This is a genomic window from Ruegeria sp. CF4 (assembly GCF_056537345.1).
The window spans coordinates 104,834-128,013 of sequence record NZ_JBQFRJ010000007.1; the positions used below are offsets into that span (position 1 = coordinate 104,834).

The window sequence follows — 23,180 nt, forward strand, 5'->3', positions numbered from 1 at the left end:
AATGGAAGCAGAGATCGTCACAGACCTGATCGACCCGACGCGGGCCAATGCGTTACAGGTGTCGCTGGGACAACAGCCGTCGATTGACGCCGGTTTGCCCCTGCCACCGTTTTTCCACCAGCTTTATTTCTGGTCACCTTTGCCGTCGAACGATCTGGGGCGGGATGGGCACCCGAAGGTTGGTCTTGGTCTTATCCCGGATATGGGTCTTCCTCGTCGGATGTGGGCTGGTGGTCGGCTGGAGTTTCATGCGCCATTGATCGCGGGCACTCAAGCCGAACGTCGTTCCGTTCGCGAGAGCGCCAAGAAGAAGACAGGGCGCAGCGGACCGTTGGCTTTTGTCACGCTACGCCACGAGATCTGGCAGCAAGGTGCGCATTGTCTGACCGAATGGCAGGATCTGGTCTATCGCGAGGACCCGTCGCCGGACGCAGCGGCCCCTCAGCGCCCGGAGGCCCGAAAGGATGAAACCGACTTTCGGGAGGTCCGGTTCGATACAACGCTGCTGTTTCGCTATTCGGCACTGACCTTTAACGGGCATCGCATCCACTATGATCTGGATTATGCACGGGACGTTGAAGGGTATACCGGGTTGGTTGTACACGGCCCCCTGCTGGCACAGCTTCTGATGCTCTACGCGACCGAGTTGATGGGTCCACTAACCCGTTTTTCGTTCCGTGCCACGGCCCCGCTGATGCATTTTGAGACAGCTAGCCTTTGCCGAAACGGACGGGATTTCTGGGTGCGCGGACCCGACGGGCGGGAATGCATGCGGGCCGAAGCCTCAGCCTAAGCGCTTTTGCATCGTGATTGAGGTGGTACGGTCATAACCGGGATGGGCCACCTCTCCGGTTTTCACAAATCCCATGCGGGCAAAGGCGGTGTGGTTCTCGACAAGCTCGACCCGTGTCTGCAGTTCCAACACCTTCAGCCCCAGCGCTTCCGCACGTGTCTCGGCCTGCGTCACCAGACGGTGGGCGAGGCCGCGCCCGCGTTGGTTCTGATCGACGGCGAGTTTGCTCAGATACAATCGCCCCGGCTTGGGTGTCAGAAAAACCACGGCATCCGGGCGATCCCCGATGACCCAGACCTCACCATCTTGCATCTGATCCCGTAATGCGTCCAGCGACAGACGATGCATCGATGAGGGCGGATCAATGCGCCCCTCCATATAGGCAAAGCTGGTGCGGATCAGGTTCAGGACACCGGGCAGTCTCGGATCTTTTTGGGTCAGGCGTTCAGGTGTTCCGCCAAGGTTGCTCATAAGGAAGCCTCGGGCCGGAAATCCTCGGGGATTTGATCTTTCCCTTCCAACATCAGATCAGCCATCACCTCGGCCACTTTTGGGGCCATGCCGAAGCCGATCTTGAAACCTCCGTTCGCGATGAATTGTCCGTCATGCAAAGGATGCGCGCCCAACATCGGTGCGCGGCTTTTGCTGCGAGGGCGCACTCCGGCCCATCGCTCGATCACCTCAGCCCCATGCAGTAAGGGCAGGGCGCGCGTGGCACGGTCCAGAACATCGTCCAATGCAGCATCGGTGCTGTTTGGGTCATCATAGTCCCGCTCTGACGTCGAGCCGATGGCCAGCGTGCCATCCGCGTGCGGGACGATATGGATGGCATCCGCAAACAGCTGCGGAACCTCGCCTGCATCAAAGCGCAGCAAAGCGGCCTGCCCCTTCACGCCATTGCCGACGGTCTTGCCAAAAGCGCGGCTGAGCTCTTCCAAACCGGCCAGACCCGTGGCGTGAATGACTTGACCTTTGTCGGGGGCCTCTGCCACCACGTCGACCCCCATTACACCCAAGGCGGCAACCAGCGCGGCACAGGCGCGTCTGGGGTGCATACGGGCACTCAGCGTATCATGGATGACAAAGCCCGTGGGGCTTGGAGGACACCAGGATCCGACCTCTGCCACCGGAACCACGTTCCAACTGGCGCGCCCCTGCCAGAGTGTATCGGCCGTTGTCGCGCGTGCATGCGCAAGGTCCAGATTGCGCTGATCCGCGACGGGTTGCAGCCGACCTAGGCGTGCATAGCCGGGGGAAACGCCCCCCGTCGCCTCAACCTGCTGCCAGAACGGTTTGGCCATGATCAGACTGTCGAACTGAAAGGCTTTCTTGGCGTTCCAGTTTTCGGGCACATGCGGAGCAAGCGCGCCGACCAGACCGCCGCTTGATCCCGCGCTGGGGCCAAAGGGGTCAACCACCTGCACCCTGGCACCGCGCCGGGCGCAGATCCAGGCGATGGATAGGCCAAAGACGCCTGCGCCGCGCACCGTCACATCGACCATTGCCAATCCCCTTTTCCTTGTTCAGTGTCGCGCAGCCTAGCTACAGGATAACCCGATGGCAGACCAGCGTGCCGAACTGACATGGACCGAGGATCATATCCCGGTTTCTAACCGTTTCGACGATCCCTATTACTCGTTGCAAAACGGGCTGGAAGAGACGCGCCATGTGTTCCTTGCAGGCAACGACCTGCCTGCGCGGTTCACCCCCGGGTTTCGTATTGCGGAGCTGGGGTTTGGCACCGGCCTGAACATGCTGACGGTCTGGTCCGCGTGGGAAGGCGCGGGGCAGACGACCCCGCTACGCTTTACCAGTTTCGAAGCCTTTCCCATGTCCGCTGACGATATGGCACGGGCGTTAGCGGCGTTTCCTGAATTGTCGCTGTGGGCTGAGCGATTTCTGGCTGTCTGGACCGGTCAGGCCTGCAAGCTGGACACTTTGCAACTTGAGGTTATCCATGGCGATGCACGCCAGACTTTGCCGCAGTGGTCTGGCTTAGCGGACGCATGGTTTCTGGATGGTTTCTCGCCCGCGAAGAACCCTGAATTGTGGGGGGCTGACCTGATGCAGCAGGTGGCGGACCACACGGCCCATGGTGGCACTGCGGCGACATACACCGCCGCTGGCTTCGTGCGTCGGGGGTTGTCCGATGCAGGGTTCGACGTAACCCGCAGCCCCGGCTTTGGCCGCAAGCGGCACATGACCCGGGCGGTAAAGCCATGAGCCAGAAGAACAACGTCAACGCGGGCATTGCCCTGATGATCGGCGCGACGATCGTATTTGCGTTGCAGGACGGCATCTCACGCCATCTGGCGGGCACCTACAACACCTATATGGTCGTGATGATCCGGTATTGGTTCTTTGCCGCCTTCGTGATTGCCGTGGCGGCGAGATCACCCGGAGGGCTGAGAGCAGCGGCGCAAACCAGCCAGCTTGGGCTGCAGATATTTCGGGGTTTGTTGCTTGCCGGTGAAATTTGTGTGGCTGTCTTCAGCTTTACCATCCTCGGGCTGATCGAAAGCCAGGCGGTGTTCATTTGCTATCCGCTGCTGATCGCCGCGCTCAGCGGTCCGGTTCTGGGCGAGAAAGTCGGCTGGCGGCGCTGGGCCGCCATCGGGGTCGGCTGTATCGGCGTGTTGATCATCCTTCAGCCCGGCGCGGGCGTGTTCAACCCCTGGGCCGTGGTCCCTCTGATCTCGGCCCTTATGTTCGCCGTCTATGGTCTTTTGACCCGATATGCAGCACGTCGCGACAGCACCGCAACCAGCTTTTTCTGGACCGGCGTCGCCGGGGCGGTGGCAATGACCAGCGTCGGCGTATGGTTCTGGGAACCGATGATCGGCAGCGACTGGCTGTGGATGGGTTTGCTGTGCATCACAGGCGTGCTGGGGCATTGGCTGCTGATCAAATGTTATGAGATGGCCGAGGCAAGCGCAGTGCAGCCCTTCGCCTATTTCCATCTGATGTGGAGCGCAATTCTGGGCATCACCATCTTTGATGAGACGCTGCGCTCTGCGGTCGTGCTGGGCGCAACTCTGGTCATCGCGGCGGGTCTGTTCACATTATGGCGCGAAAGACGCAAGGGTTGAGCCGACAAGCTCCTGCGAGAACGGCACCGGCAGCGGTGATTGTCCGAGACGCGCGCGATACACAGGCAGGCTTTCGGCCACCCGCATGACATAGTTGCGGGTTTCCTTGAAAGGGATCGTCTCGATCCAGTCGATCACATCCACCTCGCCCCGGCGCGGGTCGCCATAACGTTCCATCCACGATATCGGCCTGCGCGGCCCGGCGTTGTAACCGGCTGCCATCATGACCACATTGCCGTTAAAATCCTCGGCGAGGCTGGACAGGTAGTTCGCGCCCAGCTTGGCATTGTATTGCCAGTCCGAGGTCAGCCGTCCGGTCTTGTGCCCAGCGAGAATGCCCAGATCCTGCGCGACCAGTTTTGCCGTCGCGGGCATCACCTGCATCAATCCACGCGCGCCTGCGCCGCTGATGACAACCGGATCGAACTCGCTTTCGCGCCGGGCAATGGCCAGCGTCATTTCTTTCGCCATGGGCAGGCCCATATCGGCAACCGGATGCACGGGATAATAGGCCGCAGGCAGCACTGTGCCCATGGTCGCTGCGCGTTTGGCGATCATGACGGCCAGATGCGGCTCATTCAGCTCGATCACCAGATCACCCAGCTGAGCGGCCTGCGTCTGATCAAGGCTTTCCACCAGATGGGTCAGGAACCGTTCCGACAGATTGCCTTCACCTGCGCGCAACAGCAGCAGACCGGCCTCCAGCACACTGGAATCAGCAAACGCGGCCTGTTTCCAATGCGGCGCTCGGCGCGGATTGGCCAGTTCGCCGTCAAACGGACGACCGATCCTCTCGGCGGCCAGCAATCCGTAGAACGAGGTTTGATAGTCCGCCCCCGCTGAGTAAGCCTCATGCGCTTTGTCCGCATCGCCCAATGCCGCGTATGCGCGACCTAGCCAATACCCGCCACGCCCTTTCGAAATCGGAGATTGCACGGCCCCCGAAAAGTTCTGGAAATGCCGCACTGCCGTAGCCGGATCATTTAGCCTGCGCAAAGCCAGGAACCCCGCCAACCACTCCAGATCGGCATAGCCATAGCCCATGTCCGGCGTCATGTGGTGATTGGCGGCAATTGCATAGGCGCGCTCGGCGCTGCCCGTGCGCATCTCAAGGCGCGCCAACCTGCGTCGCCCTTCGGCCCATTTGTCAGGCTCTCCCAGAGTCTTCGGGTCGGTCGACCGCGCCAGCATCAGATCGATGGCACTGTCATCCAGCTCTTTCCGATCGCGCCAGACAAACCGGTCAAAGGCCAGACCTGGCGCGTCGGTCAGGGATTTCGGAACCGCAGCTACCTTGCCATCCACACTATTCTGGCGCTTTTGCAAGGCGATCCGCGCTTCGGCCAGCTTGCGATAATCCGCACTGACCAGAGGCAACATTTGCTCTGCACTGACCAGGTTGCCGTCCCACAGCATCCGATCCAGACGTGCTTCGTGATGCGGTTTCAGCAGCTTGCTGAAATTCTCCATATAGGTCTTCTGCAGACCAGCCCCCATAGGCATGGTCCGCCACGCCGTCACGATGTCGGCCTCCGCTTCACCGTGGCGGCCCTTGCTCATCAGTGCGACCGCATAGTTCAATGCGCCTTCGGCAGTTTGCGGCGACATGCCGTCATAGAATTTCAGTACCCGATCCGGGCTTGCGTTGGTGAAAGAAGGTTCGCTCTTTCGGCGTAACCAAGCCAATCCCGGCCAATCCGGGCGCCGCTCCAGGAACACAAGCACATCGCCAGAGCTGCCAAAGCCTTCACGCAGCCAGTGCCAGACAATGATGTCACGCGATACCGATCCCCGTTGACCGGACACACGCAACGCGGCGTTCCAGTCGCCCTTGCGCATCTCGATGAGCCCTGCACGCAGATCACCCACGGCCTCGGCCCGCGCCTGCCCCCAAGATCCCAGAATCACCGCCACCAAAAGCGCTAGAACGCGTGTCATGCCTTGCATTTCCCAACCAACCAAGGATAGAGCCATTCAGGATAAACCTTGCGCCGCCGGGATCAACTCACATCGCGATGATTGTGATCTGCGCGGGCGCAAAAATTGCTAACTGCACCTTAAGGAGCGTGTCATGTTTAAAGGCTCGATGCCAGCCCTCGTCACCCCGTTTTCAAACGGAGCGTTGGACCTGGATACGCTCAAACGCTTGGTGGAATGGCAAATCAAGGAAGGCTCGACCGGTCTGGTGCCAGTGGGAACAACCGGCGAAAGCCCGACGCTCAGCCATGATGAGCATGAAACGGTTGTGGCCGAGGTGGTCAAGGCCGCTGCTGGTCGCGTTCCGGTAATCGCCGGGGCCGGTTCGAACAACACCGTCGAAGCGATCCGATTCGTCCAGTTCGCCAAGAATGTGGGTGCGGATGCCGCTTTGGTGGTCACGCCCTACTATAACAAGCCGACGCAAAAGGGCCTGCTGGAACATTTCCGTGCGCTGCATGAATGTGCCGACATCCCGATCGTCATCTACAACATCCCGGGCCGTTCGGTCATCGACATGACGCCTGAGACAATGGGTGAACTGGCCAAGCTGCGGCGTATCGTCGGCGTCAAGGATGCCACGGGTGATCTGGCGCGTGTCAGCCAGCAACGTGCCTCCTGCGGGGCCGATTTCTGCCAGCTGTCGGGTGAGGACGCGACCGCGCTGGGCTTTAACGCCCATGGCGGCGTCGGCTGCATTTCGGTAACGGCCAACGTGGCCCCGAAACTTTGCGCCGAATTCCAGCAGGCAACACTTGCGGGTGACTATACCAAAGCACTGCAATATCAGGACCGCCTGATGCCCCTGCACGAGGCGATCTTTATCGAACCCGGTCTGGTCGGTGCCAAATACGCCCTCAGCAAACTCGGCCTCTGCAGCACTGAGGTCCGCTGCCCCCTGACCGAACTGGAAGACAGCACAAAAGCCGCCATCGACGCAGCGATGGCCCATGCGGGCCTGATCTAAACCAACCCGATATAGCAAAGGGCGGCCTCGAACCCCGAGCGCCGCCCTTTACTTTTGCCAGATCCAGACTTCATCTGGCCAAAAATATCCCGGGGGAGTCGCGACCCGCCGCGGCGGGGGCAGAGCCCCCTCTACCGTTTCCCGTAGTACAATCCTACGACATGCTCGGCCTGCGCAAAGAACAGCCAACGAGAAACAACGACACCGGCCAGATGCGACAATACGGCGAGAAGCGCAAAGAGATGTTTGATCGCTACGCCTGAGACAGGGATCAGGATCAGCGCCAAAGGCAGCACAAAAGCGAGACCGAAGGCAATCATGCGCAATTTTTGCGCGTGCTTGCGACCGACAACGTGGACGAACTCGCGCAGCAGATAGTTGGTTCCGGTGTGCGGCGGCTCGAATGCGCGTACCGAGCCCCGGCTTCCCAATCCTGTCGCGGTGCCCAGAGTTGTTCCCGAACGCTCCAGCGCGCCATCCCCTTTAGCCCAGTAGGCAAGCTGCACTGCTCCGGCGATGGCCAGCAGCCAGGGTGCGAGCGTCTCAGCTCCGGCCAATAGTGCACCACCTGCCAGACTGAAGGACAGGAACATTAAGGGCGTCAGGTTCATGTTCCAACGCGGGATCGTTTTGAGCTGAGTGTAGATCATTGAGGTGGTGAACACGGTCGTCAGGCTGAGTATCGCTCCGAGCCAACCCAATACGATCCAGTGACTTTGCCAAAAAACGGCGCCAAGCGCGTAAAGCCCCATGACGACAAGCGCCGCCACGGCGCAAACGCCTTCCCGGCTGAGCCAGCTGGATCGCCATTGGCTAAAGGCTTTCCAGGCGCGCTCGGGGTGGCCCAGATGGAAGGTTGAGGCCAGCAATCCGCCCACCGCCAGCGCATAGGCAATGAGGTAGAAAACAAACGCGACAAACCCTGTTACTCCGGGCTGACCGAGCCCCAGAAAGAACAGCAGGCCAAAACCCAGACCGGACAATGTGGTGAAGAGGATAACGGAAGGGGCTGGATGCATCAGAGTTTCTCCAGCGTCTTGTCGAGCCAGCCAAGGAAGCCCTTGGGTTCTTCGGCCACGGGGGCCAGTAGTGGGGCGAGAATGTCGATCTGGTCTTCCACCTGATCCTTGGGGCGCGGTGGCAGGTATTTGTTGACCGGTTTGGTGCCCATCTTGGGCATCAGGTCCATACCTTTGCGTTCGGCAACCAGCTTGCTGACATCACTGTCCGGATCGCCCAGATCACCGAAATGCCGCGCGCCGGCCGGGCAGGTGCGAACACAGGACGGGACCCGGTCCACCTCGGGCAGGTTCTCGTTGTATATGCGATCGACGCAGAGGGTGCATTTCTTCATCACACCTTCGGCTATGTCCAACTCGCGTGCGCCATAGGGGCAAGACCAGGCGCAGAGGCCACAGCCGATGCAATCGCTTTCGTTGACCAAAACGATGCCATCTTCGGCGCGTTTATAGCTGGCCCCGGTGGGGCAGACGGTGACGCAAGGTGCATCCTCGCAATGCAGGCAGGATTTTGGGAAATGAATCAGCTGAGCGGGCCCCTGATCCGGTTGCACCTCATAGGAATGCACCCGATTCAGGAAGGTGCCGGACGGGTTGCCGCCATAGGCGTCCTGATCCGACAGCGGTGCGCCGTAGTTTTCGGTGTTCCAACCTTTGCAGGAGATCACGCAGGCGTGGCAGCCGACGCAGGTGTCGAGGTCGATGACCAGACCCATCTTGCGCTCGGTGGATTGGGGGAGCTGGGTCATGTCAGCGAACCTCCGCTGGTGAGGTGGGGGCAGGGGGCCAGCCCCCTCTTGAGCCTGCGGCTCAATTCACCCCCGGGATATTTTTGGCCAGATGAAGTGCGGATCCGGATCATTTGCCAACCTTCCATGCCAAGTCCTTTGGTCCGGTGCCAACGGGCGACTTGATCGGGGCAAATTCGGGCTGGCTTTCGGCATCTGTCGGAGGATCGGCTTTTTCGATTTTGACCTTCAGATCGAACCACGCGGCCTGACCGGTGACCGGATCGGAATTGGCCCAGCGCAGGCCATCGCCCTTCGGTGGAAGAAGCTCATGGATCAGGTGGTTCAGCAGGAAACCCTTGGTAGCTTCGGGTGCATCCTCCTGCAGGGCCCAGGCGCCTTTGCGTTTGCCGATGGCGTTCCACGTCCAGACGGTGTTCTCGTTCAGCGCGGCCATTTCCATCACGGGCACAGTGATTTCCCCGTGTGGAGAGCTGACTTTCGCCCAATCGCCGTCCCGCAAGCCGTGCTCACGCATCAGTTTGGTGGGCACGTAGAGCGGATTGCGCCCGTGCAACTGCCGCAGCCACGCGTTCTGTGTGCCCCAGCTGTGATACATCGCCATCGGGCGTTGGGTCAGGGCGTTGACGGTGAAGCCCTCGTTGCCGTGCTGATCGGTTTCGTACCAGATTGGCAGCGGGTCCATGGTGTCCTTGATGCGCTGACGCAGGTGTTCAGGCGGCTGACGGTCGCCATGCCCTTCGGCTGCCAGTTGGAACTTGCGCATCGGTTCGGAATAGAGCTGGAACAGATAGGGTTGAGGGCTGTCATAGATACCCATGCCCACGGCCCAGTCCTGATAAGCCGTGTTCCAAGGCTTGTAGTAGTCTGCACCTTCGGGAATATGCGCGACGTAGAAGCCGCCGTTTTCGATATAGCGGTTCAACTGCTCGGGATTGACCTCGCCACGCCCTTCCTTGTCGCCGTTTTCGCCCCGGAACCCGGCGAGCGGGCCGATGCCCGGCTTGCGCTGGTGGTTGACGATGTAGTCAGCGTAGTCTTTCCACTTGGGTGTACCATCCTCGTTGGTGAAACCCGGCAGGCTCATGCGGTTGGCGAGTTCGATCAGGACCGACTGAAAGCCGCGTACGTCGCGGTCAGGCTCGATCACCGGCCAGCGGATCGCGTCGGCGGCGGCATCAGCCTCGCAGATTGGGCGGTCGAGCAGCGAGATGCAGTCGTGCCGTTCCAGATAAGTGGTGTCGGGCAGGATCAGGTCGGCATAGGCGACCATCTCCGAGGAATAGGCATCTGAATAGATGATCCTGGGGATGACGTATTTGCCGTCTTCGTTCTTTGCCGACAGCATCTCCATCACACCTTTGGTGTTCATGGATGAGTTCCATGACATGTTCGCCATATACATGAACAGCGTGTCGATCTTGTAAGGATCGCCCGCGGCGGCGTTCGAGATCACCATATGCATGAGCCCGTGGGCCGACATCGGGTTTTCCCAGGTGAACGCCTTGTCAATTCGTTGCGGCGTGCCGCAATCGTCGATCAGAAGATCTTCGGGGCCGCGTGGGAAGCCCAAATGCGGGCCTTCCAGCGGGCGGCCGGGGCGACGGTCGCCATGCGGGGTGGGGTGCGCCTCGACCGGTTTGGGGTAAGGTGGCTTGAAGCGGAAGCCGCCGGGTACTTCGACCGTGCCCAACAGGATTTGCAGTACATGGAGTGACCGGCAGGTTTGGAACCCGTTGGCATGGGCCGAAATCCCGCGCATGGCATGAAAACTGACCGGACGGCCGACCATTTTCGAGTGCGTCTCGCCCCGGAAATCGGTCCATTCGTGATCCAGCTCGATGGCTTCGTCAAAGGCGACACGGGCGATCTCGGCGGCGATGGCGCGGATACGTTTGGCAGGGATACCACAGCGTTCGGCGACGGCCTCGGGGGCATGGTCGTCTGAGAGGTATTTCTCGGCCATGAGGTGGAAGACCGGGCGGTGAGTGACGCCGTCTTTTTCATAGGTAGCCGACAGGTCCGGACGGACGCCGGGTTTGTCGAAGGCGGTCGGTTCACCGGTGATGCGGTCGATCACCAGAGGTTTGCCATCCGCATCGCGCAGGAACAGACCTTTTTCAGGACCTTCAGCAGCGTTCACCAGAACCGGCGCATTGGTGTAACGGCTGAGATAGTCGAGGTCGATCTTACCCGCTTTCATCAGCACATGGATCAACGACAGGATGAACAAGCCGTCGGTGCCCGGCGTAATCCCGACCCAATCGTCTGCCACAGCGTTATAGCCCGAGCGGATCGGGTTTACCCCGATCACGCGTGCGCCACGCTTCTTGATCTTGCCGATGCCCATCTTGATCGGGTTGCTGTCATGATCCTCGGCCACACCAAACAACATGAACAGTTTGGTATGGTCCCAATCGGGCTGGCCGAACTCCCAGAACGCGCCGCCCATGGTATAGATGCCGCCCGCAGCCATGTTGACCGAACAGAATCCGCCATGGGCCGCGTAGTTGGGCGTGCCGAAGTTCTGGGCCCAGAACGATGTGAAGCTTTGGCTCTGATCGCGACCCGTGAAGAAGGCCAGCTTCTGCGGCGCGGTCTCATGTAGCTCGTTCAGCCAGCCGACGGCTGTGCTGATTGCTTCGTCCCATTCAATCTCGCGGAACTCACCAGATCCGCGTGGCCCAACCCTGCGCAGCGGTTTGCGCAGGCGCGACGGCGCGTTGACCTGCATGATCCCGGCGCTGCCTTTGGCGCACAGAACGCCCTTGTTCACAGGATGGTCACGGTTGCCTTCGATATAGGCGACCTTGCCATCTTTCATATGCACGTTGATGCCGCAGCGGCAGGCACACATGTAGCATGTTGTGCGCCGAACCTCGTCTGAAACCTTGGGCGACAGGTCGATCTTGGGCTGCTGCATTTCGTAAATTCTCTCCCTGCGGCCGATCGCCTTATTGCCCGAGCCTTGTTGCCATTCTTGAGAGTTCTGGCGCCAGGCTCAAGCTTTTCGTTACTTTTCCGGAGGTTTTCCGGTTTTTAGAAACAAACATATGAGGGCCGGACCCATCGGACCCGGCCCACACATCACATTATTGAGGACGCATGTCGCCTGCGTCGATGCCCGCCACTTCGACCGGCTTCTTCATGGCGTCACGGCGGAAGGGCTCGCCCAGTTCCTGATTGATCATGGCTTCGATCAGGGTGGTGATGCCGTTTTTCTGATCTTCAACGGCTTGCGCCAGCGCTGCGGTCAGCTCATCCATGGTGCGGGCTATGACACCTTTCAAACCACAGGCTTGCGCGATACCGGCGTAAGACACCTTGGTGTCCAGTTCGGTGCCGACGAAGTTGTCGTCATACCACAGGGTCGAGTTCCGCTTTTCCGCGCCCCATTGGTAATTGCGGAATACCACCTGAGTGATTGCGGGCCATTCCTCGCGACCGATTGCCGTCAACTCGGTTACCGCGATGCCGAACGCACCGTCGCCTGAGAAGCCAACCACGGGCGTATCCGGGCAGCCGATCTTGGCGCCGATCACCGATGGCAGGCCATAGCCGCAAGGACCGAACAGGCCGGGGGCCAGATACTTGCGGCCTTCTTCGAAGGACGGATAAGCGTTGCCGATGGCGCAGTTGTTGCCGATATCGGACGAGATGATAGCCTCTTTCGGCAGAGCGGACTGAATCGCACGCCATGCCATCCGGGGGCTCATCCAATCGGGTTTGGCCGAACGGGCGCGTTCGTTCCAGGTGGTGCCGGGGTCGTCGTTTTCGTGGTCCATCGACGACAGCTCCTGCGCCCAGGCCGATTTGGTCGTGGCGATCAGGTCCTTGCGCGCCTGGCGTCCTTCGTCGCCTGCGGTCCCGGACAGTTTTTCCAGCAGGGTTTCGGCAACCTTCTTCGCGTCGCCTACGATACCGACGGTGACGGGTTTGGTCAGACCGATACGCTCGGGTTTGACGTCAACCTGAATGATCTTCGCCTCGGTCGGCCAATAGTCGATGCCGTAGCCGGGCAAGGTCGAGAACGGGTTCAGTCGGGTGCCCAGTGCCAGAACAACATCCGCCTTCGAGATCAGCTGCATCCCGGCTTTCGAGCCATTGTAGCCCAAGGGGCCAGCGTGCAGCGGGTGCGAGCCGGGGAAGGCGTCGTTATGCTGATAGCCGCAGCAGACCGGCGCATCTAGACGTTCAGCTAGCGCAGCGGTTGACGGAATGGCACCGGCCAGTACCACGCCCGCGCCGTTCAGGATCACGGGGAAACGTGCGTTCGACAGCAGTTCAGCAGCCTGATCCAGCGCCGCTTCACCGCCCGAGGGCAATTCGAAATCGACGATGCGGGGCAGTTCGATATCGACGACCTGCGTGAAGTAATCGCGCGGCACGTTGATCTGTGCCGGGGCGCTATAGCGCTTGGCGTTCTGGATCACGCGGCTCAGCACCTCGGCCATGCGCGAGGGGTCGCGAACTTCTTCCTGATAGCAGACGCAGTCGGCAAACATGTTCATCTGCTCGATTTCCTGGAAACCGCCCTGGCCAACGGTCTTGTTCGCGGCCTGCGGGGTCACCAGCAGCAGCGGCGTGTGGTTCCAGTAGGCGGTCTTTACGGCCGTCACGAAGTTCGAGATGCCGGGGCCGTTCTGCGCGATCATCATCGACATCTTGCCGGTGGCACGGGTGTAGCCATCTGCCATCATTCCGCCCGAGCCTTCGTGGGCGCAGTCCCAGAAGGTGATACCGGCTTTGGGGAAGATATCGGAAATCGGCATGAAGGCCGAACCGATGATGCCGAACGCATGTTCAATCCCATGCATCTGCAGCGTTTTTACAAAGGCTTCTTCGGTGGTCATTTTCATCTGCGTGTTCTCCGATCATGGATGGCTGTAACGGGATCTCTCGCCCCTGTTTTCCGCTCGGTTTTGACCCAAGGGTGACTGTGGCGTTAGGGCCAGAACCAACAGCGGGATAGGTCCAGTAGTATTATGCCTAACGAATGGTCTCTGCGATTTGCGCGATCCCCGGTCCGATCCGATCGGGCGTGATCGAGGAATAGCCGAGGCGATAGTAGTTCTTTGGACGGTCGGGGCCCGAGAAGAAGGGCTCGCCCGGTTCGATATGAACGCTCTTGTGCTGCAACTGATGTGCAAGCTGCGTGGTATCTATATGTGTCGGTGCCTGCATCCAGATTGATGATCCGCCCAGCATTCCCCGGCCCGCGACCGTGAGGCCGGATTGACGGATCGCGTCATCGATGGCCACGCGTCTTTGTTGCAGAGCTTTGGACATCCGCCGGATCTGCGCATCGTAATGTCCGAGAGACAGGAAGTAGGCCGCCGTGCGCTGCACGTGCCCGGGGGGATGGCGCAACACCAGCGAACGCAAAGCACGCGCCTCGCGGATGAAGCTTTCGGACCCAACCATGTAGCCCAGCCGCAACCCCGGAAACAGCGATTTCGAGAAGCTGCCGACGTAGATCACGCGGCCCTCCGTATCCAGCGAGCGCAGTGCAGGTGAGGGCGCCCCCAGAAAGGACATCTCGAACTCGTAATCATCCTCGACGATCATCGCGTTCAGCTCTTTGGCGCGTTTCAAAAGGGCGTGTCGGCGCGCGATGGGCATCGTGGCCGTGGTGGGGCATTGATGGCTTGGTGTGGTGAAGATGACATCGGTATCATCAGGTATCGCATCTGGCGGCAAGCCATCTCGGTCGACGCGCAATGGTGCCAGTTTGCATTCGGAATGCACCAGCAAATCACGCAGGGCGTAGTAGCAAGGGTCTTCGATGGCCGCTTTGCGATCACGGTTGAGCAACACGCGCGAGGCCAGCCACAAGGCGTTTTGGGCACCGAGAGTGATCAGTATCTCTTCTGGGCGCGCGGCAATACCGCGCCGGGGCAGAGTGTGGCGGGCGATGAACTCGATCAGCATCGGGTCGTCGCGATCCACATAATCCCCCGTCAGCGTATCGAAATCCTTGTGCCCCAATGCGCGCACAGCACAGAGACGCCAGTTGGCATGATCGAACAGCCCCCTGTCGGCCTGACCGTAGATGAAAGGATAGCGGTATTCGCGCCAGTTGCTGGGTTTCGGCAGTATGTCCCCGCCCGAGAACCGGCGCGCAAAGGCGCGATCCCAGTCTACCGTTTCGGTCTCGCGCCTCATCGGCGAATAGGTCGGCGGCACCGGGGCATTTTCCGAGACGTAATAGCCCGAGCGCCCTCTGGACGTGAGATAGTCATTGGCCAGCAGCTCGGTATAGGCCAGCGTGACCGTGATCCGGCTGACACCCAGATGCGCAGCCAGTTTTCGGGACGAGGGCAGTTTCTCTCCCATGTGAAAGCGACCGGACAGGATGCCTTCGGCAATCAGCTGCTGGATCTGGGCCTGAAGCGTGCCCTGTGCGTTTCGTTCCAGAAAGAAGGTGTCGACCGAGATACTCATGGATCGCTTATATGCTGGACTTAAGGCGGGGGCAATCTGGACTTACTGTCAGAAGATGATTGACACGTGGTGGCGAAAAAACTAAATAACCAGAAATCTAGTTTAATGGAGTTGAAAATGTGGGAATCAGCTGCTGCCGGGTTCTCGGCCATGGGGTCCGAAGCCCGGCTGAAAGTTCTCAAGACCTTGGTACGGGCAGGGCAGACCGGTTTGACTGTCGGAGAGATTCAGAATCGCACAGGCATCGCGCCGTCGACTCTGGCACATCACCTGCGGTTTCTGGCCGCCGGTGGCGTTGTTGAGCAGGAGAAGATCGGGCGCAGCACGATCAACCGGGCGTGCTTTGATGAACTTAGAAACCTCGCGCAATTCATCCTCAGCGAATGTTGCGCGGACGAAGTAGGAAAGGCCGCAAACGATGGCTGAGCTGACACAAAACCCCAAGCCGCTGGCGCGCAACTTAGTTGATCTCATCAAGACGCCATGGGCCTTGATCATAGCCTTGTTGATCGCCGTCGCGTTGCTCGATCCCGGCAACTGGACCGCGGTCGTGACATTTGCGGCCAAAGCGCTGGCCCATACCGGGCAATATATCCTGTTTGCGGTGCTGCTGCTGTCCTATCTCAAGGCGACGGGGGCCGAGGTGATGGTTGCCCGCGCCTTTGAAGGGCGCGAAACAAGGATGATCTTTCTGGCCGCGGTGTTTGGCGGTCTTGCACCATTCTGTTCCTGTGAGGTGATCCCGTTTATCGCCGGGCTTCTGGCGTTGGGTGCACCCTTGTCGGCGGTCATGGCCTTCTGGCTGAGCTCTCCTCTGATCGATCCGCCAACCCTTTTGATCACCGCAGGTGCGCTGGGTTGGCCCTTTGCCATCGGCAAGGCAGTTGCCGCCGTCGCGCTCGGCCTGTTCGGAGGTTTCGCGGTCCGGGCTTTGATGCGTGGCGGTGCCTTCACCCAGCCCCTGCGTGAGTACAAACCTGCGGGCTGCTGTGGGTGTGGCCCAAAGAAAGATGACAAACCGGTCTGGAAATTCTGGCAGGTGCCCGAGCGTCGGGTCCGCTTCCGGTCCGAGTTCGTTCATAACGGCCTGTTCCTGTTGAAATGGCTGGCGCTGGCATACGTCCTTGAGGCGCTGTTGGTCAGCTATGTGCCAGCGGACCTGATCGCGCGTGTCGTCGGGGGCGAAGGTGTGGTGCCCATTATTACCGCTGCTCTGGTCGGTATGCCTGCCTATCTGAACTCATATGTCGCACCGCCGCTGCTGGCGGGGCTGATGGAGCAGGGGATGACGGCAGGCGCTGCCATGGCGTTCATGATCGCGGGCGCTGTCAGCTCGATCCCGGCAATGGCCGCGGTCTGGTCTCTGGTCAAGCCGCGTGTCTTCGCCACCTATCTGGTGCTGGGGGTCAGCGGAGCCGTCATCTCGGGCGTTCTGTTCCAGATGATCTGAAGGAAAAACCGCCCGGTGATGTCACCGGGCGGTTTTGCTCGTTAGCTTGCCTCGCAATAGCGAGGCAGTTTGAACCGGTATCTCGGTTCTCCACTCTCAACAAAGATGCGTTTTTCCACGCAGGCGCTGGTACCAACGCTTTGCGAGACCGGGGCCTCGGTCGACGTGATCGACGTCGCCGATCCATCTGGCAGACGCACCGACGCGATAACACCGTTTTTAAGGTCTCCGTTGATCGGTGTCGCCGACAGCACGGGAACCGTCATGAACGAGTGGTGCTCGTGCTCGCCACTGTCGTTCAGCAACAGCAATGCGGCAGCAACCGCGATCACCCCAACCCCACCCAGGATGGCAAGGCCTTTGGTTTTGATGAACGCATAGATTGAGACGGCGCGGTGCGGGCCGAAAATTGCGGATAGAAAGCTCAGCATTTCATTCCCCAAAAGAAAACGGCCCCAACCGGTCGGGTCGGGGCCATCTGCGCATCAGGGGCGCAGGTCGTCCTCGTCTTCGTCGCTGCCGTCACCTTTGGGCAGGTTGAAGAAGCTGTCGGCGTCGACGATGACATCATCGTCTTCCTTGTCCTCAGGCTCATCAGACAACGAGAAGGTTTCCAGACCTTCAATCGCGGTCGGAATCTTCGGTGCCGAATCCATTTCGAGCGACTGCTCGGTCGAGACCAGTTTGCGACGCTCATCATCGCTCATCACGCCGCCTTCGGCAGCTTTCTTCGCGGCAGCTTTCTGCACGATCGCATCCAGTTCGGACTGCTTACACAGGCCCAGTGCAACCGGATCGATCGGTTGCATGTTGGCGATGTTCCAGTGCGTGCGCTCGCGGATCGACTGGATGGTTGGCTTGGTGGTGCCAACCAGCTTGGCGATCTGACCATCGCTGAGTTCGGGGTGGAACTTGACCAGCCACAGGATCGAGTTTGGACGGTCCTGACGCTTGGACAGCGGGGTGTAACGCGGGCCACGGCGCTTTTCCTCGCCCGAGGCAGCCGGGTTGAACTTGAGCTTCAGCTTGTGCAGAGGGTTGTTCTGCGCCGCGTCAATCTCTTCCTGAGTCAGCTGGTTGTTGGCGATGGGATCGAACCCTTTGACACCTGCGGCCACGTCGCCGTCTGCGATGCCCTGCACTTCCAGTTCGTGCATGCCCACGAAATCCGCGATCTGCTTGAAGCTGATCGTGGTGTTGTCCACCAGCCATACGGCTGTTGCTTTGGCCATAAGCGGTTTTGCCATCAGCCCGTCTCCTATAAATACACCTGTCCCGTCGCCGGAATTCGGCGGCCCCGTGGTCTTGGGGCAGGTTTCCGTTGTCGGGGAACTTGGGGCCTATATAGTCGCGTCACGTTAAGAAGGGAAGAGGCGAATGCGCTGGGTGATTTTGTGGATGCTGAGTGCCGTGACTGCGTTGGCCGAAGGTGAAAAGGCGGGCGAGTTTGACTATTACGTCCTGTCGCTCAGCTGGTCGCCCAACTGGTGCGCCCGTGAAGGGGATGCGCGTGGCTCGGATCAGTGTGATGCGCGCCATGACCACGGGTGGATATTGCACGGCCTCTGGCCGCAGTTTCATCAGGGTTGGCCTTCATACTGCCGCACACCTGAGGCGCCACCCACGCGCCTCATGACGCGGGAAATGGAGGATATTCAGGGCTCATCCGGGTTGGCCTGGCACCAATGGAAAAAGCACGGCACCTGTTCGGGCCTCAGTGCATCCGACTATTTCGCCCTATCGCGGCAGGCTTATGCAGGTGTTGCGCGCCCCGAAGTGTTCCGCAAGCTGGACGCCACGGTCAAACTGCCCGCCTCAGTAGTGGAAGAGGCCTTTCTCAAGGACAATCCGACGCTTGAGCCCGACATGATCACCATCACCTGCAAGCAAGGCTATATCGAAGAGGTCCGCCTGTGCGTGTCCCGCGATCTTGACCCGGTGCCCTGTGGCCGCGACGTGATCCGTGATTGCACCGCCAAAGACGCGGTGTTTGATCCGATTCGTTAGAGCTTTTTGTTCTGGCAGTCGCGGGCATAGTCCAGCGCTTTTGCAGTGCCTTTGAGATCAATCGCCATGACAGTCTGACCTTCCGGATTATAGACAGTCATGGTCTTGTTCTGCGCAATCGATGTGACGAAACTCCGGTCGATAAAGAACACCGTCACGCCGGGCACACGATCCTGTTTGAACCCGATGGCGGTGGCGTCAAAGCTTTTGCCGTCCAACTCGAACCGGATCGGGTAGCTCTGCCCTGGTTTGATGTCGCCCCAAGCCTTGTTGTAAACGGTGAAATATCCACGATTGTCCAGCGCGTCATAGCCCAGCCGCACCACCGAAAGATCCTGATACACCGTCTGGATCAGGCACCCATTGCCGAGGTTGGGGTCCATCATGATGTTCCAGCCTTCGACGAAGCCTTTGTCGATGAGTGCCTGCGACAGGGCAGCAGTGGCGGTGAATGCGGCAAAGGTTATGGCGAGAAAGCGGGGCATTTGTTTTGTTCCTCAGAAGCGTATAAGCACGTTTTGGTTATTGATTGCTAAAGATTATCTAAACGAAATCAGGTAGCCAAATAAGTACTATCTGCAGCTACCTGAAGTGAGTACCCCCGGTTCATCGTTTAGTACTGCAGCGACCTCCCGAGCATAACATGCGAGCGACAGATAGCCCGTACTGCTGAGAGAGTAGAACAAGAACCTTATTTCCCTGCCATTTTGTCTACTGGCCACGAACATTTGGCTAACTGCATCAGGGCGGTTCGCTCTAACTTTGTCGAAAATTTCCGATAACTCCTTTGCGCCTGGAGCGTAGTCGACATCTTGCCAACGATCTAAGAAGAAGACTAGGGCGTCGGTGTCATCCAATCCTGATGGTCGTACATCAGGGTTAATGTCAGGATTTGCGAGAGCAAGCGCATGATAAAAAGCGTCAAGGGTAGGGTCATCCATCTTGGAGAAGATAGCAACTCGGAGTTTTTCGTGACCGTCGGCCTTTAGTGAAGTCGTCGAAACGAGAAGCAATAGTACAGTTGCGAATATGCTTAAGAAAACTCTGAGCATTTGTGGTAAGATTCCAACATCTTCACTTTGTTTACATTGCAAATACTTGTTGGTCTACAATTCCTTCCGCGCCCTAAGCGCCGCAGTAATCGTCCCATCATCCAGATAGTCCAACTCGCCCCCAATCGGCACACCCTGCGCCAGCGAGGTCAGGCGTACCTGCCCCTCTAACTGATCGGCGATGTAATGAGCGGTGGTCTGACCGTCGACGGTGGCGTTTAGGGCAAGGATGATCTCGGTGATACCCTCGGCCACAACTCGATCCTTCAACCGCGGGATACGCAATTCATCCGGGCCGACCCCGTCCAGAGCAGACAAAGTCCCGCCCAGAACGTGATAGCGACCCTTGAAGACCCCGGCGCGCTCCATTGCCCAAAGGTCGGCGACGTCCTCGACCACGCACAGCTCTCCGGTCGCGCGAGCCTCGGCGTCGCAGATGTCACAGATGTCGGTGGTGCCCACATTGCCGCAATTCAGGCACTCGCGGGCGGTGATGGCTACTTGTTGCATCGCGTCCGATAGCGGCGTCAGCAACAAGGCGCGTTTGCGGATCAGGTGCAGCACCGCGCGGCGGGCCGAGCGGGGGCCGAGGCCCGGCAGCTTGGCCATCAGGTCGATCAGATTGTCGATGTCACTGTTCGAACTCACTGCGCGTTCTCCTGCAAATGGGCCGGACTTGGGTGCCCGGCCTCGACTCCGTCAGGAGTGCCTATCAGAACGGCAGCTTGATGTCGGCGGGCAGGCCCATGCTTTCGGTAAGCTTGGCCATCTCTTCCTGCGAACGCTCGGCGGCTTTGGTTTGCGCATCCTTGATCGCAGCCAGGATCAGATCCTCGACCACTTCCTTGTCGTCGCCGTTGAAGATCGATGGGTCAATATCGAGCCCTTTGAGCTCACCCTTGGCCGTGGCTGTGGCTTTGACAAGACCGGCACCGGATTCGCCAACAACCATCAGATTGTTCAGCTCTTCCTGCATCTCGGTCATCTTGGTCTGCAGGTCCTGTGCGGATTTCATCATCTTGGCCATGTCGCCCAGACCGCCGAGTCCTTTGAGCATCGATATTCTCCTGTAAATCGCGTTGCCGTCTAAATACGGGTGGCGCGGACCCGGCACAAGGGGCGAGGCGTGTCCCGTCCGTCGCCAAAGTCTTTGGGAAGGCCCTTCCGCCGGTTGAGCCTCACAGGTTTCGCCTCGACCTCAATCCTCCTCGAACGGGTCCCATTCGTCTTCGACCTCAGGCAGGGCTTCGGTTTCGACCTGCGCCGCGCGTTGCTCAGGGGTTTCGATCTTGGTGATTTTGGCCTTAGGGAATTGCGCCAGCACCGCCTGAACCAAGGGGTGTTCGGTGGCCACCTGCTTCAGCGCCAATTCTGCCTCATCGCGAATTTCAGCAATCGTTGCTGCATCGCCATCGGATACAATCGTCACGGCCCATCGATTACCAGTCCAGCGCTGCAAAGCTGATCCGAGCCGAGGGGCAAGGTCCGCGGGCGCATGGGGGGCGGGAGTAAACTCGATCCGACCCGGCTGATAGGAGACCAGACGTACACCGTTTTCAACTTCGACCAGAAGCTTGACGTCCCGATTGATCCGGATCAGTTCGGCCACATGGTCGAAAGTAGGGTAGCGGGCCAGAGCGTTCGCCACGTCCTGGGCCAACGCTGCCGAGGGCGCGCCAGCTGGGTTGCGCGTTGCCGCATAGGTCGTTTGCGTCGCAACGGGGGTTGAGACGTTGCTCTGCGTGGCTGCCGGCAAGCCGCCTCCCGGCCCTCCGTTTGGAGGAGGCATGGGCGCATCCTGAAGGCGTTTTATCAACTCCTCAGGGCTGGGCAGGTCGGCCACATGAGTGAGGCGGATCACGGCCATTTCGGCGGCCATCATCGCGTTGGGCGCGGCGGCAACCTCTTCGAGTGCCTTCAGCAGCATCTGCCACATGCGGGTCAACACGCGCATCGGCAGGGCATCTGCCATCTGCTGGCCCCGGGCGCGCTCATCGGGCGAGACGGTAGGGTCTTCGGCGGCGTCTGGCGTGATCTTCACCACCGAGACCCAATGGGTAATCTCGGCAAGATCACGCAGAACGGCCAGCGGGTCTGCCCCTTCGGCATATTGGGCGCTGAGCTCGGTCAGGGCACCGGCAGCGTCGCCGCGCAGGATCATATCAATCAGGTCGAGTACCCTGCCACGATCCGCCAAGCCCAGCATCGCGCGCACCTGATCGGCGCTGGTTTCGCCTGCGCCATGGCTGATCGCCTGATCCAGCAACGAGGTCGCGTCGCGGGCAGAGCCCTCGGCGGCGCGCGTGATCAGCGCCAGCGCATCTTCGGCGATTTGCGCGCTTTCGGCATCTGCGATCTTGCGTAGCAGGCCGATCATATCTTCGGGCTCGATCCGGCGAAGATCGAAGCGCTGACAGCGAGAAAGCACCGTGACCGGAACCTTGCGGATCTCGGTGGTGGCAAAGATGAACTTCACATGCTCGGGCGGTTCCTCAAGCGTCTTGAGCAGCGCGTTGAAGGCGCTGGTCGAGAGCATGTGAACCTCGTCGATGATGTAGATCTTGTAGCGGGCCGAGGCGGCGCGATATCGGACACTGTCGATGATCTCGCGAATATCATTCACGCCAGTACGGCTGGCGGCGTCCATCTCCATCACGTCGACATGGCGGCCCTCCATGATGGCCACGCAATGTTCACACTGGCCGCAAGGTTCGGTGGTGGGTTTGCCTTCGCCATCTGGGCCGATGCAATTCATGCCCTTGGCGATAATCCGGGCGGTGGTGGTTTTACCGGTGCCGCGGATGCCGGTCATGATGAAGGCCTGCGCGATGCGGTCGGCCTCGAACGCGTTTTTCAGCGTGCGCACCATGGCGTCCTGGCCAACCAGATCGGCGAAGGTTTCCGGGCGGTATTTTCGGGCAAGCACCTGGTAGGCGGGGCTGGGCGTGTCGGTCATGTCTGCTTTCGCGGATTCGAGTTCCGCCGCAGCGTAGAGGCCGCCGCCGTCCGCGTCCACCGCCCGACCGGATGATTTTCGTTTTGGAATGCGAGACGGGGCGGTTAAGATCAGACACTTGAAGACCAGTAGAAAGATCTTCTGATTAACGTTTCGGGGGGAACGTAGAATGTCTCAGATGATTATCCATGCACTTCAGGTTGGCGGAGGAACGCTCGCGCTGACATCGATGCCGGGTCGGGGTGGCGATTATCAAGGCGATCTGGATGCCGTGGCCGATTGGAAGCCCGGCCTGATCCTTTCAATGGCAACCGAGGTCGAGATGATACTCGATGGCGCCAGAGACTTCGGTATCGACGTCCGGAACCGTGCCTGCCGATGGGTTCATCTGCCGGTCGAGGACTATGGCACGCCATCACCCGAGGTGGACGAACGTTGGGTCGAAGTCAGTGCCGCAGTGCGTCATGCGCTGTCCGGTGGCGGACGCATTTTGATTCACTGCAAGGGCGGATGTGGTCGATCTGGTATGGCTGTACTGCGTTTGATGATAGAATGCGGCGAGCATCCGGATGCAGCGTTGCAAAGGCTGCGCGCGTTGCGCCCCTGCGCTGTTGAAACCGACGAGCAGATGGAATGGGCGATCGCGCCCGCCGGTATTCTGGCTGTGGGCTGACTTG

General features: G+C 59.8%; 22 protein-coding genes. 8 read left to right on the forward strand and 14 right to left on the reverse strand.

The features are described 5' to 3' along the window. The first annotated feature begins 1 nt into the window (after position 1). On the forward strand, positions 2 to 793 hold the full coding sequence (locus tag ACR0NF_RS15345) for an HTD2 family dehydratase (protein WP_480778533.1): 792 nt from the start codon (positions 2 to 4) through the stop codon (positions 791 to 793). On the opposite strand, the gene ACR0NF_RS15350 is transcribed toward ACR0NF_RS15345, so the two are convergent. Beyond that, positions 785 to 1,264 carry a GNAT family N-acetyltransferase gene (locus ACR0NF_RS15350; RefSeq protein ID WP_480778534.1) on the reverse strand — a complete coding sequence of 160 codons (480 nt, stop codon included), beginning with the start codon at positions 1,262 to 1,264 and terminating at the stop codon, positions 785 to 787. The genes ACR0NF_RS15345 and ACR0NF_RS15350 overlap by 9 nt on opposite strands. Continuing rightward, positions 1,261 to 2,295, reverse strand: a complete 1,035-nt coding sequence (locus ACR0NF_RS15355; RefSeq protein WP_480778535.1) for an NAD(P)/FAD-dependent oxidoreductase — start codon at positions 2,293 to 2,295, stop codon at positions 1,261 to 1,263. The genes ACR0NF_RS15350 and ACR0NF_RS15355 overlap by 4 nt, the downstream gene beginning before the upstream one ends. A 55-nt stretch (positions 2,296 to 2,350) precedes the next feature. Here ACR0NF_RS15355 and mnmC2 point away from each other — a divergent pair, with 55 nt between their 5' ends. Next, on the forward strand, positions 2,351 to 3,016 hold the full coding sequence (gene mnmC2 / locus ACR0NF_RS15360; RefSeq protein WP_480778536.1) for a tRNA (5-methylaminomethyl-2-thiouridine)(34)-methyltransferase MnmC2: 666 nt from the start codon (positions 2,351 to 2,353) through the stop codon (positions 3,014 to 3,016). Then, positions 3,013 to 3,882 carry a DMT family transporter gene (locus tag ACR0NF_RS15365; RefSeq protein ID WP_480667868.1) on the forward strand — a complete coding sequence of 290 codons (870 nt, stop codon included), beginning with the start codon at positions 3,013 to 3,015 and terminating at the stop codon, positions 3,880 to 3,882. The genes mnmC2 and ACR0NF_RS15365 overlap by 4 nt, the downstream gene beginning before the upstream one ends. Here ACR0NF_RS15365 and ACR0NF_RS15370 read toward each other — a convergent pair. Next, positions 3,856 to 5,820 (reverse strand): lytic transglycosylase domain-containing protein, encoded by a 1,965-nt coding sequence (locus tag ACR0NF_RS15370; RefSeq protein WP_480471767.1) that lies wholly within the window; start codon positions 5,818 to 5,820, stop codon positions 3,856 to 3,858. The two genes, ACR0NF_RS15365 and ACR0NF_RS15370, sit on opposite strands and share 27 nt — an antisense overlap. Positions 5,821 to 5,953: 133 nt before the next feature. Between ACR0NF_RS15370 and dapA the strand changes: the two genes are divergently transcribed. Next, positions 5,954 to 6,826 carry a 4-hydroxy-tetrahydrodipicolinate synthase gene (gene dapA / locus ACR0NF_RS15375; protein ID WP_480471768.1) on the forward strand — a complete coding sequence of 291 codons (873 nt, stop codon included), beginning with the start codon at positions 5,954 to 5,956 and terminating at the stop codon, positions 6,824 to 6,826. 131 nt (positions 6,827 to 6,957) lie between these two features. Here dapA and ACR0NF_RS15380 read toward each other — a convergent pair whose 3' ends face one another. The 5 genes from ACR0NF_RS15380 to pdxR form a co-directional block, all read right to left on the reverse strand. Next, on the reverse strand, positions 6,958 to 7,845 hold the full coding sequence (locus ACR0NF_RS15380; protein ID WP_480471769.1) for a dimethyl sulfoxide reductase anchor subunit family protein: 888 nt from the start codon (positions 7,843 to 7,845) through the stop codon (positions 6,958 to 6,960). Next, positions 7,845 to 8,594 carry a 4Fe-4S dicluster domain-containing protein gene (locus ACR0NF_RS15385; protein ID WP_480778537.1) on the reverse strand — a complete coding sequence of 250 codons (750 nt, stop codon included), beginning with the start codon at positions 8,592 to 8,594 and terminating at the stop codon, positions 7,845 to 7,847. Before ACR0NF_RS15385 ends, ACR0NF_RS15380 begins: the two co-directional genes overlap by 1 nt. A gap of 109 nt (positions 8,595 to 8,703) precedes the next feature. Further along, positions 8,704 to 11,517: a molybdopterin oxidoreductase family protein gene (locus ACR0NF_RS15390; protein ID WP_480667870.1), complete on the reverse strand. Its 2,814-nt coding sequence runs from the start codon at positions 11,515 to 11,517 to the stop codon at positions 8,704 to 8,706. 169 nt (positions 11,518 to 11,686) lie between these two features. Continuing rightward, on the reverse strand, positions 11,687 to 13,453 hold the full coding sequence (xsc, locus tag ACR0NF_RS15395) for a sulfoacetaldehyde acetyltransferase (RefSeq protein WP_480471772.1): 1,767 nt from the start codon (positions 13,451 to 13,453) through the stop codon (positions 11,687 to 11,689). A 130-nt stretch (positions 13,454 to 13,583) separates the two neighbouring features. After that, a complete protein-coding gene (gene pdxR / locus ACR0NF_RS15400) occupies positions 13,584 to 15,038 on the reverse strand; it encodes a MocR-like pyridoxine biosynthesis transcription factor PdxR (RefSeq protein ID WP_480778538.1) in 1,455 nt (484 codons plus the stop codon). A gap of 117 nt (positions 15,039 to 15,155) precedes the next feature. Here pdxR and ACR0NF_RS15405 point away from each other — a divergent pair, with 117 nt between their 5' ends. Together ACR0NF_RS15405 and ACR0NF_RS15410 are read left to right on the forward strand one after the other, a co-directional pair. Beyond that, positions 15,156 to 15,464: an ArsR/SmtB family transcription factor gene (locus tag ACR0NF_RS15405; protein WP_480471948.1), complete on the forward strand. Its 309-nt coding sequence runs from the start codon at positions 15,156 to 15,158 to the stop codon at positions 15,462 to 15,464. Then, positions 15,457 to 16,488: a permease gene (locus ACR0NF_RS15410; RefSeq protein WP_480471774.1), complete on the forward strand. Its 1,032-nt coding sequence runs from the start codon at positions 15,457 to 15,459 to the stop codon at positions 16,486 to 16,488. Before ACR0NF_RS15405 ends, ACR0NF_RS15410 begins: the two co-directional genes overlap by 8 nt. Before the next feature lie 41 nt (positions 16,489 to 16,529). On the opposite strand, the gene ACR0NF_RS15415 is transcribed toward ACR0NF_RS15410, so the two are convergent. Beyond that, complete coding sequence (locus ACR0NF_RS15415) at positions 16,530 to 16,919, reverse strand: hypothetical protein (RefSeq protein ID WP_480471775.1); 390 nt, start codon at positions 16,917 to 16,919, stop codon at positions 16,530 to 16,532. 54 nt (positions 16,920 to 16,973) lie between these two features. After that, positions 16,974 to 17,735 carry a DUF1013 domain-containing protein gene (locus ACR0NF_RS15420; protein ID WP_480471776.1) on the reverse strand — a complete coding sequence of 254 codons (762 nt, stop codon included), beginning with the start codon at positions 17,733 to 17,735 and terminating at the stop codon, positions 16,974 to 16,976. A gap of 130 nt (positions 17,736 to 17,865) precedes the next feature. Here ACR0NF_RS15420 and ACR0NF_RS15425 point away from each other — a divergent pair, with 130 nt between their 5' ends. Beyond that, the gene (locus ACR0NF_RS15425; protein ID WP_480471777.1) at positions 17,866 to 18,495 is read left to right on the forward strand and encodes a ribonuclease T2 family protein; all 630 of its coding nucleotides are present in this window, start codon (positions 17,866 to 17,868) and stop codon (positions 18,493 to 18,495) included. On the opposite strand, the gene ACR0NF_RS15430 is transcribed toward ACR0NF_RS15425, so the two are convergent. The 4 genes from ACR0NF_RS15430 to ACR0NF_RS15445 form a co-directional block, all read right to left on the reverse strand. Next, complete coding sequence (locus tag ACR0NF_RS15430) at positions 18,492 to 18,980, reverse strand: hypothetical protein (protein WP_480778539.1); 489 nt, start codon at positions 18,978 to 18,980, stop codon at positions 18,492 to 18,494. The two genes, ACR0NF_RS15425 and ACR0NF_RS15430, sit on opposite strands and share 4 nt — an antisense overlap. 621 nt (positions 18,981 to 19,601) lie before the next feature. Beyond that, on the reverse strand, positions 19,602 to 20,195 hold the full coding sequence (gene recR / locus ACR0NF_RS15435; protein WP_480471779.1) for a recombination mediator RecR: 594 nt from the start codon (positions 20,193 to 20,195) through the stop codon (positions 19,602 to 19,604). A 64-nt stretch (positions 20,196 to 20,259) separates the two neighbouring features. Further along, positions 20,260 to 20,604, reverse strand: a complete 345-nt coding sequence (locus ACR0NF_RS15440; RefSeq protein WP_480471780.1) for a YbaB/EbfC family nucleoid-associated protein — start codon at positions 20,602 to 20,604, stop codon at positions 20,260 to 20,262. Between the two features lie 141 nt (positions 20,605 to 20,745). Then, positions 20,746 to 22,503: a DNA polymerase III subunit gamma/tau gene (locus tag ACR0NF_RS15445; protein WP_480778559.1), complete on the reverse strand. Its 1,758-nt coding sequence runs from the start codon at positions 22,501 to 22,503 to the stop codon at positions 20,746 to 20,748. 169 nt (positions 22,504 to 22,672) lie between these two features. Here ACR0NF_RS15445 and ACR0NF_RS15450 point away from each other — a divergent pair, with 169 nt between their 5' ends. Continuing rightward, complete coding sequence (locus ACR0NF_RS15450; RefSeq protein ID WP_480778540.1) at positions 22,673 to 23,176, forward strand: protein-tyrosine phosphatase family protein; 504 nt, start codon at positions 22,673 to 22,675, stop codon at positions 23,174 to 23,176. The last annotated feature ends 4 nt before the right edge of the window (positions 23,177 to 23,180 follow it).